The organism is Armatimonadia bacterium (assembly GCA_039679385.1).
Classification (GTDB): Bacteria; Armatimonadota; Zipacnadia; order Zipacnadales; family JABUFB01; genus JAJFTQ01.
This window is the reverse complement of record JBDKVB010000073.1, coordinates 113,371-129,305: the sequence shown is the minus strand read 5'-3', so window position 1 is coordinate 129,305 and position 15,935 is coordinate 113,371. Positions and strand designations below refer to the sequence as shown.

Annotated in this window: 9 protein-coding genes; 5 read left to right on the top strand and 4 right to left on the bottom strand. The window is 65.0% G+C overall.

Going from position 1 to position 15,935, the window contains the following annotated elements:
• The 3 genes from ABFE16_08710 to ABFE16_08700 all read right to left on the bottom strand — a co-directional run.
• A partial coding sequence (locus ABFE16_08710; GenBank protein MEN6345378.1) for a hypothetical protein occupies positions 1–548 on the bottom strand: 548 nt, incomplete at its 3' end.
• A 195-nt stretch (positions 549–743) separates the two neighbouring features.
• Complete coding sequence (locus ABFE16_08705) at positions 744–3,761, bottom strand: beta-galactosidase (GenBank protein MEN6345377.1); 3,018 nt, start codon at positions 3,759–3,761, stop codon at positions 744–746.
• Between the two features lie 74 nt (positions 3,762–3,835).
• Positions 3,836–6,922, bottom strand: coding sequence for a hypothetical protein (locus ABFE16_08700; GenBank protein MEN6345376.1), 3,087 nt, complete (start codon positions 6,920–6,922; stop codon positions 3,836–3,838).
• Positions 6,923–7,141: 219 nt separating this feature from the next.
• Between ABFE16_08700 and ABFE16_08695 the strand changes: the two genes are divergently transcribed.
• The 5 genes from ABFE16_08695 (at position 7,142) to ABFE16_08675 (ending at position 14,870) form a co-directional block, all read left to right on the top strand.
• Positions 7,142–8,089, top strand: a complete 948-nt coding sequence (locus ABFE16_08695; GenBank protein MEN6345375.1) for an aldo/keto reductase — start codon at positions 7,142–7,144, stop codon at positions 8,087–8,089.
• A gap of 18 nt (positions 8,090–8,107) precedes the next feature.
• Positions 8,108–9,076: an alcohol dehydrogenase catalytic domain-containing protein gene (locus ABFE16_08690; protein MEN6345374.1), complete on the top strand. Its 969-nt coding sequence runs from the start codon at positions 8,108–8,110 to the stop codon at positions 9,074–9,076.
• Positions 9,077–9,112: 36 nt separating this feature from the next.
• Entirely contained in the window at positions 9,113–9,901 is a 789-nt protein-coding gene (locus tag ABFE16_08685) for a class I SAM-dependent methyltransferase (protein ID MEN6345373.1), read from the top strand.
• Positions 9,902–9,963: 62 nt separating this feature from the next.
• A complete protein-coding gene (locus ABFE16_08680) occupies positions 9,964–12,258 on the top strand; it encodes a TIM-barrel domain-containing protein (GenBank protein MEN6345372.1) in 2,295 nt (764 codons plus the stop codon).
• Between the two features lie 134 nt (positions 12,259–12,392).
• The gene (locus ABFE16_08675; protein MEN6345371.1) at positions 12,393–14,870 is read left to right on the top strand and encodes a glycoside hydrolase family 2 protein; all 2,478 of its coding nucleotides are present in this window, start codon (positions 12,393–12,395) and stop codon (positions 14,868–14,870) included.
• A 102-nt stretch (positions 14,871–14,972) separates the two neighbouring features.
• Here the strand turns inward: ABFE16_08675 and ABFE16_08670 are convergent, their stop codons facing one another.
• On the bottom strand, positions 14,973–15,584 hold the full coding sequence (locus ABFE16_08670; protein MEN6345370.1) for a GDSL-type esterase/lipase family protein: 612 nt from the start codon (positions 15,582–15,584) through the stop codon (positions 14,973–14,975).
• Positions 15,585–15,935 lie beyond the last annotated feature (351 nt).

Here is a 15,935-nt window from a genome sequence, read left to right as displayed (position 1 = left end):
ACCCCATCAAAGTGGCTGTAGGCAATCATCCCTCGCCACAGTCGCGCAATCTCATCGTCGTGCAGACCGATGTAGCTGCAGGCAATCGCCCCGCGCGAGAAGCCACAGAGAATCACCGCTCCCGGATCGCCGCCCCACTCCTCACAAACCCGGCGTACAGCCTCCTTGCAGTACCCCACCGTCGCCTCCACATCACCCCACCACTGCGTCTGGTTGCGCCTGTTGACGCTGTCCACATAGGGCAGGCAGAGCCACAGGAAGCCCTTGCCTGCGGTGATGCCGTAGCCGAGGCTGGAGCCCTCGACCTTACCGGTCGAGACATCCCCGTAGGCGTTGGAGTAGGGGCCATTGCCCGCGTACTCGACGATGACGGGGAAGCGCCCTTGTGGGGTCCAGTCGGTGGGCAGGTACAGGGCGTGATGCACCTCCGTACCTGCCCAGGCGGAAAGGACCCCTCGAACACGCTTGCCGGGAGCCGGCGCTTCGTCAACAACCGCCGGGGTCTGCAAGTCCGGCGCGACGGTTGACAGGTCGGGAAGCTGTGCCATAGTCGGCCTCGCAGCCATCAGCAGACCGAAGGCGAGCGCAAGGCTGCCCTGCGCTAACGCCCGCGGGAAGCGATCCACCCGCCTCGTCCGCCGAGTCTGGGTCACCTGCGAGCCCCCTCCAAAGGATGGTGGGAGACTGGAAGTCATCACCGTCGCCGGGCCGACTGCCGCGGTTGCGTGCTGCAGCTCGCGGGGCTACTGCAGAACGAACACCCGGGTCGTGTGGTCGGCGAAGTCGGCCTCGATGTGGTCGACGGCGGTCCCGAGCTTCTCGCCGCTGTACAGGTCCGTCACGTCAGCCTTGCGAGGCAGGCTGATGGTCCGGCGGCCTGGGTCCTTCACGCAGACGGCGACCAGATCCTGCGAGGCCCAGACCACGTCCTCCGTCGTGATGTACTCGTGGACCCCGGCAGCCTCGGCGATTCGGCGCAGCAGCGCACTCGGAAGCACCGGCGCGGCCGAGTAGACGGCGGTCCAGGTGGGATAGCGCTTGACCACGAGGCCAGGCCGTCCGTCAGGGAGTGTTCCCAGCACGGTCGCCGACGGGTCGTCCGGGATGGCCACAGGAGTGACAGCGGTGTCGATCCCGTAGCTCTGGCCCTGCAGACCCGCGACGAGGGGATCAGTTCCGCTGATGGTGACGCGCAGCGGCGTTGCCTCGCGGGAGAGCTTGAGGCGGATGCCGCTCAGGTCGGCCATGCCGGTCTCGTCGAGCTTGCCGTTGCGATACAGGCCCGGTGCCCAGCAGAAAACCAGCGCACGCCCGCCAGACTTGGCCGCCTCGATGTTGCGCCGGTCCCTGTCCGAGGGCGCGATGCTGGTGGTGAGCAGCAGCATCTTGCAGTCCATGATGCTGGGCAGGTCCGAGGTCAGGTAGTGACCGACCGGGGCACCGATGCGCTGCAGAGTCGGTAGCTGTCGAAGGAGGAGATGGGTCCCCATCGGGTCGCCGACCTTGAGGTAACGCAGGCTGTCTTCGTCCACTACCAGGGCGACCTCGTCTTTCGATGTGCGGTCGAGGCTCAGTGCCTGGTTGGCCGCTGTGGTTAGGTGGGCGATACGATCCATCAGCACCGGATCGTTGTACTTGTTGGAGCCTACATCGAACCACCACTGGGCTACGCCGTTGGTGATGACATTGGCAAGCTCCTTGTCCTGCTGGAGGAGATCACCGGCGACATCCACGGGGCGTCCCCATTCGCCGGGCTTGCCACCGGAGAGGGACGTGCGGATGTCGTTCTCGTCGAACCAGAGCTTGCCGTGGAGCTTGACGCTGCCCAGTAGCGACATGAAGTGGCTGGTGCCCTCGCCACCCAACTGCCGGAAGGCGTAGCTGGTCGGACTGCAGACGAAATCGATGTCGGGCGACGCAAGCACCCTCTCCAGGGCGAGGTGGCCGGCATTCTGCTGGCGCTGCTCACCGCACAACTGCAGCAGGTACCCGTAGAAGACGCCAACGGTCTTCTCGCCGCGGGTGATGTCCTTGACCGCGGTGGCGAAGGTGCAGATGGTGTCGGCGACGAGGTCCGAGTTGTACTCGTAGAAGTCGATCGACTGCTGCTCCCTCTCGGGGTCGCGCAGGGAGCCAAGCTCAGCACGCTCTCGGACGGACTTGAGCGGGATGGCCGCGGTCTCGAAGGTGACCTCCGGGTCCTTCCAGGCCGCACGCAGGTCCTGAACCGTGGCGTAGCGCTTGCGCAGCCAGTCGCGGAAGCGAGCGAGGTTCACGGGCGAGTAGTCGACCCAACTCCGCTCATTGGCGCCCCACATCATCCACTCCTCAGTGGTGCCCGAGGCGATGTGGTAGCCGATCACGCGATCCGCATAGGGTGACGCCTCGATGTGCGCGATGAGACGGCGCAGCCCCTCGATGGTGTCCTGGCGCCAGGTCTCCGAGGCCCAGCTTGGCGTGAGCTTGCCGCCGCTGTGGATGAAAGGCACCGGCTTGCCGTCGCCGGGGTCCATGAGGACGAGGTCGTCGGGGTGCTGCTCGCTCCACCATTTGGGGGCGTGGACATACAGGCGAGGGAAAAAGTAGGCGTTCGGGTTGGCCTGCAGGACCATCATCACCCGCTCGTCGAGTTGTGAGTAGTCGTACTCGCCCGGAGCGGTCCAGGTGGTGCGCGAGAGGGTATAGCCGGCCTCGGTGGGAGTCGCGCTGAAGGTGAACAGGTCGACCCCGGCCTTGGCGAAGTCGGTGAAGACCTCGACCGAAGGCGCATAGGCGGCATAGGCCATACCACGATGCGGAGCGCCGTTGATGAACAGAGTGGGCACTCCCTTGTAGGGCTTCACGGCGGCGACTGTGGTACCCGGCTTGCGAGCGTTGACGGTCACCTTGCAGACCTCCTCGGTGGCATCACGGCCACCTTGAATGACGCGTGCATCACCCAGTTGGAGGAGGGCCGATAGCTCTCCTCCCGGGCAGAAGAGCGTGATGGACAGGTCGGGAACCCGTACGGTGATGGGTTCGCCGGCAGCGGCACGAGTCAGGGGAACTGAGGTCGGCAGCGGAACCCGAAGCACGGTGGCCTTGCCCTTGCGCAGGATCAGGAAGGCGTCATCGAGCAGCGCCGGCTTGTCCAGGGAGAAGGTTGCTGAGAAGGGATAGTGGCCTCCGGCCTGCAGCTCCTTCGCGAGGTTCCAACTGGTGAGTGTCGCGAGGGGCGGGTCGGGGCGCACGGCCTCGACGCGGGCAAGGCGCAGAGAGTACTCCGGCCCCGGCTTCACGTCGAAGGCGATGAGGGTGACGTAGCGCAGAGGGAAGTCGAGACGGCCGTCGGGGTCGTTGGACCAGCCGGCGACCTTCCAGTCCTCACGTGGGAACTCGACCCACTGCCAGTCGCCGCCGGCTGCGAGGGGGACTGATCTGACGGTCCACTCCGCGCCACCGGCATCAGCGAGCTTCATGGCCAGCGACACCGGCGCACCCTCGTTTCGCACCCGGACTCGCAGAGCGCTGAAGGGCCGATCGACCGGCCGGCGCAGGAAGATGTCGTTGAAGGCCACGCTCTTGGAGACGAAGCGCCATGAGATGGAATCCGGGTCCTTCGCCGCGGACAGCTCGGCCTTCGAAAACTCCTGGGCGAGGCGAGACGCATCGCGGGCGTTGTCCCAGAGGGCGACGTTGTTGCCTTCGAAGACGACCTCGGTCTCCGTCGCCTGGCAAAGGGCGACGACGAGCAGGGCAAGGAGAGTCAGGATTCGCGACATCAAGAGTCAACACTCCAATCAGGAGAGGTGGGGGTTCGGCTTCCCTCCTCGGCGGAGGTCTGCCGACCCCGGACTTAGTGCTCAGATCGCCACTGTGGTGCTCCCAGCAGACCGCCGGGCCACAGAACGTGATCCTGCGAGAAGCCCTGCCCCTCTGTCGTGAAGGAGCCGGGGCCACAGGAACCCGCCCGTAGCGGAAGCTGGTGTAGGGGACCGAAGGTGTTGCGCCGGGTCAGGACCAGATCCAGGGCAAGGTGATCCTGACCGGCGAGCAGGTCCGTCACCTCTGCCTCGTAGGGCTGCCAGGCAATCCGCAGCGGGCTCTCGCGCTTGCCGCTGACGCGCAGGCAGGCGGCCGAGAACTGCGGCACCTCGAGCACGACGCGGTTTCCGGCTTCGACTTTGGGCGCGGGGATCAGGTAGGTGACGACGCCCGAGTAGAAGGGCAGGCCCTGGTCACCGAGATCGCCCAGGCTGAGCTTCTCAGGAAGCTCAGTGAGGGTCTGGCGTGACCCGGTGAGCTTCACGCCGAAGTTGCCGAGGAGATAGAGAGCCTCGAGATCGATTCCCTCATGGAAGTCGACGTTCAGCTCGACCGTGTTGCTGCCGACCTGAAGGGCGCTCTCGGGCAAGGCAAGTCGCTGAAGGGCGCAATCGATCCACCAGCCCGCGGGGTTGTCTGAGGCGATCGTCTTGCCGTTCACACTGAGGGCGAAGTGGTCGGGGTGCTCCAGCACCAGCTCGGTCGGCCCGTGCGGGAGCTCGTCGACCTGCAGTTCGAAGCGCAGTGAGACCCGTCCGAGGACAGGCTTGTCCTTCCCCGCTGTGAACCACGGTTGCAGCATGTGTCCGCCGCGCAGGTCACAGCCGAAGTGCTTGCGGACGGCCCGGTCGATCTTGAGTATCTCGGTCTGGGGCTGCCACGGCTGGTCATCGACACGCCAGGTGGCGAGGTCGAGGACGCAGACATTCGGCTCCGAGAGGCGGTACTCGAAGGGCCCGCTGATGGCCTGGGTCGAGACAACCTCGCGGACAGGCAGTGGCTGCACGGAAGGGTCGGCCCCGGGAGTGAGGACGTACAGCCGCTCGCCGGAGGGTGCGAAGCTGGTCTCGAAGCTCAGCCCGTCGCCCTCCCTGGTCGCGGCAACGGCCTGACGCCGGCCGGTCGCACAGTCCCAGTCCTCGAGGGCACCGTCGTGGCGGATCTGCACTCGACAGCGACGCCCCTGCTCGCGATCCACGTTCAGCAGCATCACGACGCCAAAGTCGGCATCGCGGCGGACCTGGCAGTAGATACTGGCGACGTCGGAGTCACCCACTGCCGAAACCTGCACAGTCACGGGAAGCGTAGCGGAAAGGGCGGCGACGAACGCCTCCTGTGTGAAGGGCAGCTGCTGCGCTTCACGGGCGAGGTCGGCAGGCTGGTCGGAAGGCACGGCATCGAGGCAGGCAGGTGGCTCGCCTGCGAAGAGGACTTGGCCGCCGGCCTGGTGGAAGGCGGTCACTAACTTAAGGGTGCTGGAGCGCAGCGTGGTCATTCTGCCCACGAGCACGGCACGGTACGTGGCCTGGCCGACCCGCAGCAGTGGTGTTCCGTCTTCGCCGGTCTCCACGGAGCAGAGGCGGCTGAGCATTTCCTCGTCGCCGTAGTCGAAGTCGATCTGCGCGCCGCAGAGCCAGTGGAAGAGGTCGCTGTAGCCCTGTTCGAGTTCCTTCAGGGGTTCGGTAGCCGAGGCGAGACCGGAGCACCATCCGGGATGGATCTGGCACCAAAGGCTTTCGATCGGGTTGAGGACCAGCAGGTCGCAGACCGGGCTGCCCTCGGTCATGAGCACGCCGAGGCGCGAGAAGTAGGTCTCGACGAAGTCGTAGTCCTCCCACCAGGTAGACTGGTGCAGGATGCTCGCCGGGTAGTCGCGCTTGGCCTCACCCTCCATCGTGAACCAGGAGAGGTGTGGGCAGCGCAGGTTGATGCCGAAAAGCGCCTGCCAGTCGCCGACGGACTTGTGGGCCTCCAGCGGCATCTGCCAGCCGGTGCAGCCATAGAGCTCGGACAGGAGCCACTTCTGCCCCAGTTGCCGGGCGGCTGAGGAGAGCTGCTTGACGATCCAGAAGGCGCGGTTGCCCTCGCTCAGCACATCCACGCCGGGGTATCCCATGTGCTCGTAGAAGCGCATCAGGGAGCCGCACATGGCCGTCTGGCACGAGAGGGCGTCCTCATGCAGGACGTGACCGGTGAGTAGGATTCCGTTGCTCTCGCACCAGTGGTTGATGGGTGCGGCGAAGTTGTCGAGGAACATACGCTGCAGCAACTCGACGAAGTGCCACTTGACCGGAGAGATGCGCTCGCCCTCGGGCCACAGGAACAGCTCCGGCAGGCGATCGCGAAGGTCGTAGCCGAAGTCTTGCTGGAAGCGGTCGAAGAGGGTGTAGGTCCATGGCACCAGCCACTGTGGGTCGGGATTGTCGACGCTGAAGCTGCCCATCAGGGTGCCGCGATGGGGCTCATCGGTGAAGATGCCCTTGATGCTGGTGCCGAGGCGATCGCCACAGCGCTGCCGGTAACGCTCGTGGGTGACCTCGAGGAATCGATCCGTGGCTTCACGGTTCAAGGCGTCGACGTAGGTGTAGCCGTTGTAGAAGCTGGAAGGGTAGGACTCCTCGGTGGTAAAGGCGAGGACCGTTCGGTCACGGTACTGCTCTGCGGGCGTGTCGGGCTGAAGGCGAGAGTAGTTCGTGCAGGTGAGACCGTCGAGGTCGCAGGCAAAGGCGGCGATCAGCTCGGGCTGCCAGGTGAACTCAGCTCCAGGCACAGGTCGGCAGCGCAGGAACTTGAGACGGAAGCGAGGCTCGCAGGTGACCATGCCGCCTGCTGTGCCACTCGGCCAGCGGTCCTCATCGTACAGCCAAGCCTCCATACCCAGCTTCTCGGCCTCATCGGCGCAGGCGTTGATGAGGTCGAACCACTCGTCGCCCAGATACTCGGTGGCCAGGCCGACGCGAGAGTGCATGAAGAAGCCGCCGAAGCCCATCTGGTGCATCACGTGGACCTGGCGGAGCAGTTCGTCTTTGTCGAGCTTCCCGTTCCACGCCCAGAAGGGCTTGCCGCGATAGCGCGCGTCGGGGGAGGTGAAGAGCTGGTACAGTTCGGACACGGTCATGGTGCTATCCTTCTCTCTAGGGGGGCGACAGCTCTGGAGGGGATATTCCCATCGGGGAGCCCCTTGTCCTGCCTTCGGAGTGACGCAGGGGACCGGAGTGGCCTCTGTGAGACACAAGAGGGCTTCGCTTTGCGATTCAGACAGGTCTCAAGGCTGCCGACGCGGAACCCCTGCGAGCAAGTGCTGGAGTGCATGCGACGTCTGAAGGGAGATAGCGTGATGCTGTACCGACGCCTGGGACGCACCGGGCTTGAGGTGTCTGAGCTCTCCTACGGGGCTGCCCGAGGGGCCACCGACAACCCGGAGCAGGTCATCGCAACGATACGGGCTGCCTTCGAGGCCGGGATCAACTATGTGGACACGGCCGAGAGCTACGAGAAGGGCGAGAGCGAACGCGTCGTTGGCGAGGCCCTCAAGGGGTATGACGACGTGCTCGTCGAGACCAAGTACCTGCCCTATGACAGTCACCGCCCGGATGCCACCTACACTGCGACGCCGGAAGCGCTGACGGCTTCGGCTGAGGCAAGCCTGAAGCGGCTGCAGCGCGACCGGATTGATGTATTCCTGGGTCACGGGATTCGGACGCTGGAGACCCTCGACCGCTTCATGAACGATGGCTGCTATGAAGCGATGGTGCGGCTCAAGGAGCAGGGCAAGGTTCGCTTCATCGGGATCAGTGAGCTCTCGGAGGGCGATGGGACACACCAGATCCTGCAGAAGGCGGTGCCGACCGGGGCCTTCGATGTGGTGATGCTGACCCTCAACTTCCTGCTGCAGACGGCGGCGCAGTCCGTGGTCCCGCTCTGCCGCAAGCACGACGTGGGCATGGTCGTCATGATGCCGCTGAATCAGGCGTCGAAGACGTCCGGTCTGGTCAGTGAAGAGGCGGCGCTGGAGTGCATCCGCCGGCACGTGGCCGAGGGGAATCTGCCAGCAGAGTCGCCCTACACGGAGCCGGGTCTGCTGGACTTCCTGAAGCCCTACTCGGTCCCGGCGGCCGCAATCCGGTACGTGCTGAGCCATGACATCACGACGTGCTGCGTCGGGGTGCGGTCGATTGAGCGCCTGCAGGAGAACCTGAAGACGATCGATCCGCCCTACCTCGACGAGAAGAGACTGACGAAACTGCAGGAGCTGTTTGGCCGCATTGAGTGGCAAGTTCGATAGTACCCGGGAGGGACTCCTGTGAAGATACTGCAAGTGACCGGACAGCGAGAGTATGAAGTGAAGGAAGTGCCCACGCCGACGCCGGGTGAGGGCGAAGTCCTGCTGCGCATCGAGGCCGTCACCACCTGCCCGCAGTGGGACCTGCACCTGCGGCACAACGAGCCGATGTTCGTCGGGCACCACTTCGAGTACCCCTACACACCCGGCCAGCCGGGACATGAGGCTACGGGTGTTCTGGAGGCCGTTGGGCCGGGAGTGACCGACCTCAAGCCTGGTGACCGCGTGTGTGCCTGGCGTGACGCCGGACATCACCGCTGGGGGTGCTATGCACAGTACGTGGTTCACGACGCCCGGAACGTGATCAAGGTCCCGGAGGACCTGCCGGTGGAGGCTGTGGCGCCGCTGGAACTGGCGATGTGTGTGGCCACGGTGTTCCGGATGCTGCATGACATGGACTGCCTCAAGGGGCGTCGTGTGGGCATTGGCGGCCTTGGACCGGCCGGCCTGGTTGCTCTGCAGATGGCCCGGGCTGAAGGTGCTGTCGAGGTCTACGGTTTTGACCTGCTCGAAGACCGCAGAGAGATGGCAGTGACCCTCGGAGCCGATGGCAGCTTCGACCCCGCCGCAGACCTGTCCGCCGAGTTCCCGTCCCGTCCCGCGGGTCCGCGTCTGCAGACCTCCGTGGACTGCGTCGGCCTCAAGGTCTCGGTGGAGGCGCTGATGGACCGGACTGCGGACGTCGTGGCCCTGTTCGGCGTGCAGCGCGAGGACTACACCTTCGCGGTGCGCCACCACTCCCTGCGCCTGTGCGGGTACAAGGGGCACTCACGGGAGTCGGCTGAGTATGCGGCGGCGTTGATAAGGGAGCGCAAGCTCAACCTGGCGCCGCTGGTCACGCACAAGCTTCCGCTGGAGAAGTACGGCGAGGGGATTGACCTGCTGGAGCAGCGGAAGGCGATCAAGGTCTGCTTCATGCCCTGGGAGTAGCAGGCCCGGTGCCGCAAGCGAGAGGACGTCCGTCAGATGGATGAGAAGACCGTCGGCGACTACTGGAACGGGAACGCTGAAGGCTGGACGCGCATGGCGCGAGCCGGTTACGACGTGTACCGCGACTACGTCAACACTCCTGGCTTCCTGACGATTCTGCCCGAGGTAGCAGGCCTCGAAGGCCTGGATATCGGCTGCGGCGAGGGTCACAACACTCGCCTGCTGGCCGATCGGGGCGCCGGGATGACGGCGCTGGATATCGCTCCTGTCTTCCTGCGCCATGCCTGGGAACGCGAGCAGGAGAAGCCTCAGGGGATCCGGTTCCTGCGGGCAAGTGCTCTGGACTTGCCCTTCGCCGATGCGACCTTTGACTTCGCGACGGGGTTCATGAGCTTCATGGACATCCCCACACCTGAGCGCGTCGTTGCTGAGGCCTACCGGGTGCTGAAGCCGGGAGGGTTCCTGCAGTTCTCCATCACTCATCCATGCTACGACACGCCCCATCGGGTGAAGGTCCGGGACGAACAAGGCACGCCCTGCGCCTACGAGATCGGCGGTTATTTCCGTGCCCTTGACGGAGACCTCGTGCAGTGGACTTTCGGTTCTGCGCCGCCGGAGCTTCGCGAGCAGTATGCTCTCTTCAACACGCCACGGTTCACGCGCACGCTGAGCTACTGGATCAACCTGGTGCTCGGCGTGGGCTTCGTCGTCGAGCGACTGGGAGAGCCTGCGCCTGATGACCAGGCGATCGCCGAGCACCCCGACCTCGTCGATGCTCGCGTGGTGGCCTACTTCCTGCATATCCGCGGACGCAAGCCGCGCTGAGAGTGTGACTGATGGGCACCGGCCTTGCTGGCTGCCCAGGCTGTGGACACAAGGAGACCGTCATGAGCGGCAATCTGGCTTCGCATGTTGATGTGAGCCTGGCAACCGGTGGAGTGCTGCGGGTTCAGCCGATCACCCCGCACCTGTTGCGGGTGAGGCTGTGCCCGGAAGGCCGGTTCGACGAACCGGCGCTGGTGCGCTACGGAATCCTCGAGCACTGCACGGACAGAGCGGCCTTCTCGGTGAGCGAGGAGGAGCAGGCGGTGTGCGTCAGCACCGACGGCGTGCAGCTTACCGTTTCGCGTGCGGATGGCTCCTTCGTGTTCAGCGACAGCAGTGGGACCGTACTCACCCAGACCGCGCAGGCGCCGTGGTCCTCCGCGGAGGAAGGCTTTGGTGCCGAGCTCCTGCTGCGTGAGGAGGAGCGGCTGTACGGTCTGGGTGATGAGACGCGAGATAGGATCGCCAAGCGCGGCCACCGGACTCGGATGTGGGTGCGCAACGTCGCCAGCTACGTGCCGATCCCCTATGTCATGAGCACCGGCGGGTGGGCGCTGCTGGTCAACAGCACCTGGCGGCACTTCTTCGACCTGGGCCACACGAAGGAGGACCGTCTGTGCCTGTGGGGTCATCGGGGCGAGCTGGACCTGTTCCTGATCGCCGGGAAGGACCTGCCCGCGCTACTCGACCGCTATACGCACCTGGTCGGTCGTCCGGCCATGCTTCCGCTGTGGGGCTACGGTCTGACCTTCGTGTGCAACCAGCAGGCCTCAGCCCGCGAGATGCTGGACGATGCGCTCAGCTTCCGCCGCGAGGACATTCCCTGCGACCTGATCGGGCTTGAGCCCGGCTGGATGAGCAGGAACTACGACTACTCGGTGGAGAAGCAGTGGCACCCGGAGCGGTTCTACACGCCGCCGTGGTCGCCACACGGACCGCATACTTTTGGTGGAGCTCTCGAGCGCCTGGGGTTCAAACTGAGCCTATGGCTCTGCTGCGACTACGACCTGTCCTTCGAGGAAGAGCGACAGGCCGGCGCTGCCCTTCAGGAACAGGAGGCTGAGCCGACACCGGCACGGCACCCGGACGACTTCGAACAGGACGAGCACTTCGGCCACCCGGCGACCTACATCGACAAGCTCACTCGGCCCGAGGAGCCCTGGTTCGAGCACCTCAAGAAGTACGTGGACTTCGGTGCCGCCGCCTTCAAGCTCGACGGGGCCCTGCAGGTCAATGAGCACCCGGATCGCAAGTGGGGCAACGGGATGGATGATGAGGAGATGCACAACCTGTACCCGGTGATCCTCAACAAGCAGATGAGCCGGGGCTTCGCCGAGCACACCGGTCGGCGGCCGATGATCTACTCCTCGGGCGGGTACACGGGCATCCAGCGCTACAGCGCGACCTGGGCCGGTGACACTGGGGGAGGGCCCCGACCGCTGGTGTCGATGCTCAACCACGGGCTGTCGGGACACTCGAACGCGAGTTGCGACATGGATGTGTTCACCCCGGAGGGTATCCACTTCGGATTCTGGATGCCGTGGTCGCAGGTCTGCTCGTGGGCCTACTGGCGGCACCCCTGGCTGCTGGGCGAGAAGCTGGAGAGCATGTTCCGGTTCTACGCCCGGCTGCGGTACCGGCTGCTCCCCTACATCTACTCGATTGCGCACGTGGCGCACCGGACAGGCATGCCGATGATGCGGGCGATGCCACTGGCCTTCCCCGAGGAGGAGGGCGCTGACGAGGCGCTCGGACAGTACATGTTCGGGGATGCCTTCCTTACGGCGGCCTTCGCGGAGACGATTCACCTGCCCGCCGGGAACTGGATCGACTTCTGGACGGGTGAGCGCCTCAGAGGTCCGATAGACCTGCCGGTGGAGTTCCCTGAAGACCGTGGCGGACCGCTGTACGTCCGGTCCGGCGCGATCATCCCCTTCGGGCCGGAGATGGACTACGTGGGGCACAAGCCGACGGCGACTCTGGAGTTGCTCGTGTACCCGGAGGGACGGTCGGAGTTCACGCTCTGCGAGGATGACGGTGTTGGCTTTGGCTATGAGCAGGGAGAGGTCGCCGAGACGCGGATCACCTGCCTCGCGAAGGGAGGCAAGGTGGAAGTGACCGTCGACCCGCGCCGGGGCGAGTATGAGGGGATGCCGGAAGGGCGCGACTTCCGCCTCAGGATCAGCGTGCCGGCGAAGCCGCACCATGTGGAAGTCAACGACGTCGCCCTGCCTGAGTCTGCCTCGTCCGAGGGCGGCCTCGGCTGGTGGTATGATCTGGGGGAGAGCCAGGTGCGTCTGCACGTGGAGGAGGACCCGCACCGCACGGTGCCGGTGACGGTGCAGATCGTCTACTGAGGCCGACCGGCGGCGAAGGTGCTTCCGTGGGCGGTCCGTTGGCCTGCAAGGGGATTCGTGGTACTGTAGCGCTTTCGACTCACAACCCAGCAACACAATGCCTCCGGGGTTGCCCGGTGGGTGAGGGAGGAACCATGCATAAGCTTAGCCTCTGCGGCGCGTGGGAAGTACGTCAGGCCGACAAGGAGGAGACCCTTGCGGCCACTGTGCCGGGGTGCGTTCACACCGACCTTCTCGCGGCGGGCAAGATCGAGGACCCGTTCTTTGGCGACAACGAGGACCGGCTGCGGTGGATCGGCGACGTGGATTGGGTGTACTCGCGGACCTTCGAGGTCCCCGCGCAGATGCTGGCGCAGGACAAGGTCGTCCTGACCTGCCAGGGCCTGGACACGCTGGCGACGGTCACGGTGAACGGCACCGAAGTCGGGCGCAGTGACAACATGTTCCGCGTCTGGGAGTTCGAGGTGAAGGGTGCGCTGAAGGAGGGCGAGAACCGCATCGAGGTTCTCTTCTCCTCTACGATGCCGGTGATCGAGGAAGGGCAGAAACGCTTCAAGCTCCCCGGTTGGGGCGGTCCGAAGGAGATCCGTGGGCGTGCCTGGGTGCGCAAGGAGCCCTGCAACTACGGCTGGGACTGGGGCCCCGTGCTGGTCACCTGCGGCATCTGGCGTCCGCTGGAGATCGTGGCCTTCAGTGAGGCCCGGCTGAGTGATGTGGCCGTGCGACAGGATCATGGCGCCGACGGCAGCGTCACGGTGAAGGTGCTGATGGAGGCCGAGACAGTCGACAAGGGCGCCCTGCAGGCGAAGGTGACAGTGACTCTGGAGGGCCGGACCGTGGCGACCGGCCAGGCGCCGTTCAGCGATGGGAAGGCAACTGCGACGCTTGCGATCCCCGATCCGCAGTTGTGGTGGCCGAGGGGCATGGGTGCACAACCGCTCTATGAAGTGAAGGTGACTCTGGAGAGCGCAGAGGGCAAAGCACTGGACGAGTGGACCCGGCGGATCGGTCTTCGCACGCTGCGCCTGGACCGCCATCCCGACGAGTGGGGTGAGTCCTTCCAGTTCGTCGCGAACGGTGTGCCCTTCTTCGCAAAGGGCGCCAACTGGATTCCGGCGGATGCCTTCGCGGCGCGGATCACGGACGAACGCTACCGCGACCTGCTGCAGAGCACGGCTGACGCGAACATGAACATGCTGCGGGTGTGGGGCGGCGGCATCTACGAGCAGGACGTCTTCTACGACCTGTGCGATGAGTTGGGAGTCTGCATCTGGCAGGACTTCATGTTCGCCTGTTCGACCTACCCGACTTTCGACGAGGCCTTCATGGCGACGGTGAAGGCGGAGCTTGAGGACAACGTGCGACGCCTGCGCCATCACCCCTGCATCGCGCTGTGGAACGGCAACAACGAGCTCGAACAGGGGCTTGTCGGCGACACCTGGAACGATCACCAGATGTCCTGGGAGGACTACGGCAAGCTCTTCGACAAGTTCCTGCCGGAGCTCATCGCGCGGCTGGACCCGGACGGCAACTACTGGCCCAGCAGTCCCCATTCACCGCACGGTGATCGCAAGAACCACAGCAACCCGCGCTGCGGCGACGCGCACCTGTGGGACGTATGGCATGGCCGGAAGCCCTTTGAGTGGTACCGCACCTGCGAGCACCGCTTCAACAGCGAGTTCGGCTTCCAGTCCTTCCCTGAGCCGCGGACGGTGTACGGCTACACCGAACCGAAGGACCGGAACGTGACGACCTATGTGATGGAGCACCATCAGCGCAGCGGGATCGGCAACGCGGTGATCATGCAGTACATGCTCGACTGGTTCCGCCTGCCGACCAGCTTCGATATGACCCTCTGGCTGAGTCAGGTGCTGCAGGGAATGGCGATGAAGTATGCGGTGGAACACTGGCGGCGGGCGATGCCCCGAGGCATGGGCACGTTGTACTGGCAGCTCAACGACTGCTGGCCCGTGGCAAGCTGGGCGTCGATCGACTACTTCGGGCGCTGGAAGGCCCTGCATTATATGGCGCGACGGTTCAATGCGCCGCTGCTGGTATCGGCCTTCGAGGACCTTCAGGCCGGCACGGTCGAGCTGCACGTGACCAGCGACCTGCGCGAGGAGGCAGAGGCGACGCTCAAGTGGTGGCTGGTGAAGGTAGACGGGACGGTTGTTGAGGAGGGGCAGATGCCGGTGACGGCGCCTCCCGGAGCCAACAGCAAGGTCACCACGCTTGACCTGTCCTCGCAAGTGCAGGCCTACGGCGTGCGAGACTTGCTGCTGTGGGTTGAGCTGGAGAGTGGGGGAGAGACCGTGTCGTCGAACCTGGTGAACTTCGCGCGGCCCAAGCACCTGGAGCTGCTCGATCCGAAGATCAGCACGCAAGTGACCGAGAGCGCGCCCGGTGTGTTTGCGGTGGAGCTGGAGACTCACGCTCCCGCCCTGTGGGTGTGGCTGGAGCTTGCCCAGGCAGACGCACGGTACTCGGACAACTTCGTGACGCTGCTGCCGGGGAGGCCGGTGACGATTGAGGTGCGGCCGCAGGGGAAGCTGACGCGCGAGCAGTTCGAGGCACAACTGAAGGTGCGCAGTCTCGTCGACACCTTCGCTTAGGGAACGGACTGGTGTCGTCTATCGGGAACAGTGAAGGCCGGAGGGGCTCATGCCCTCTCCGGCCTTTTCCATTGTGTGTGCTCGCGGACTGCGTTGCCGGGGCTAAGGAAGGGCCTTGCGGATCGACTCGGCGACGGCAGCACCCAGTAGGTCGTAACCGGCGGCATTGTAGTGGTAGCCATCCCCGGCCCGCAGCTCAGGCTTGCCCACGACTACCTGGTACAGGTTGTCGGTGGGGAGACCGAACTCGGCCGCCACGGGCGCGGCGACTTCATTGCGGGTGAGAACGACCTCGTTCTTGGCGTCGAGGGTCTTGGTGTCGTCGCGAGCGGTGATGGGTGTGGAGGTGGCCCAGATCACCTTCGCCTGTGGACACAGACCACGCAGCATGGAGAGGTACTTGCGCAGACCCTCGGCGTACTGGGGTCCCGTGAGGTGGAAGCCGTGCAGGCCGTTGTTAACGTGGATGACCAGGTAGGGGGTTCCCTCCAGCACGATGGCGGTCTCTTTGAGCAACATCGGGTCATTGATGCTGCGCGAGGTGCCGAGGCGGTCGACGTGCACCTTGTCCTTGAGCAGCTTCGTGGCAACCGGGCTGTAGCCGACGGAGATCGAGTCGCCGATGAGCAGGACCCGGGGTAGCTTCGCGTCATTGGCGCAGTCCCACCAGATATTCGACCACTCGTACTGCTCGCGGATAACTGGGCTCTGCATTGGTGCCTCCTGTTGTGGCGCGCCCTGACCGAAGGCGACGGCTGTACCTAGAACCGCGAGTGCCGTCGCTGCAGCCCACCAGAGCTTTGCCGTGAAGTGTCCCATGGGTTCGTGCAGTCTTCCGGTGCGCATGGTGAAGCGCTCCCTGCTATCGTGTCATGTGCGTCGGTATTGCCGGCGTCTGTTGCGGCAGGACGGTTCGACCCTGTGGCCTCGGCCACCTGCTCCAGTGCCGCAGGTCAGAGCCTTGTGAGGAGAGAAGTGGGCAGCCGTGCCGTCCTGCGACGACACCGGATTGTGAAACCAGACCCGTGAGAGGCAGGCTCCCCGGCAAGAGCCCTGCCTGACGGG

Coding starts and splice junctions, on each gene's coding strand:
- ABFE16_08705 (MEN6345377.1), bottom strand. CDS start 3,761: ATGTCGCGAATCCTGACTCTCCTTGCCCTGCTCGTCGTCGCCCTTTGC.
- ABFE16_08700 (MEN6345376.1), bottom strand. CDS start 6,922: ATGACCGTGTCCGAACTGTACCAGCTCTTCACCTCCCCCGACGCGCGC.
- ABFE16_08695 (MEN6345375.1), top strand. CDS start 7,142: ATGCTGTACCGACGCCTGGGACGCACCGGGCTTGAGGTGTCTGAGCTC.
- ABFE16_08685 (MEN6345373.1), top strand. CDS start 9,113: ATGGATGAGAAGACCGTCGGCGACTACTGGAACGGGAACGCTGAAGGC.
- ABFE16_08680 (MEN6345372.1), top strand. CDS start 9,964: ATGAGCGGCAATCTGGCTTCGCATGTTGATGTGAGCCTGGCAACCGGT.
- ABFE16_08675 (MEN6345371.1), top strand. CDS start 12,393: ATGCATAAGCTTAGCCTCTGCGGCGCGTGGGAAGTACGTCAGGCCGAC.
- ABFE16_08670 (MEN6345370.1), bottom strand. CDS start 15,584: ATGCAGAGCCCAGTTATCCGCGAGCAGTACGAGTGGTCGAATATCTGG.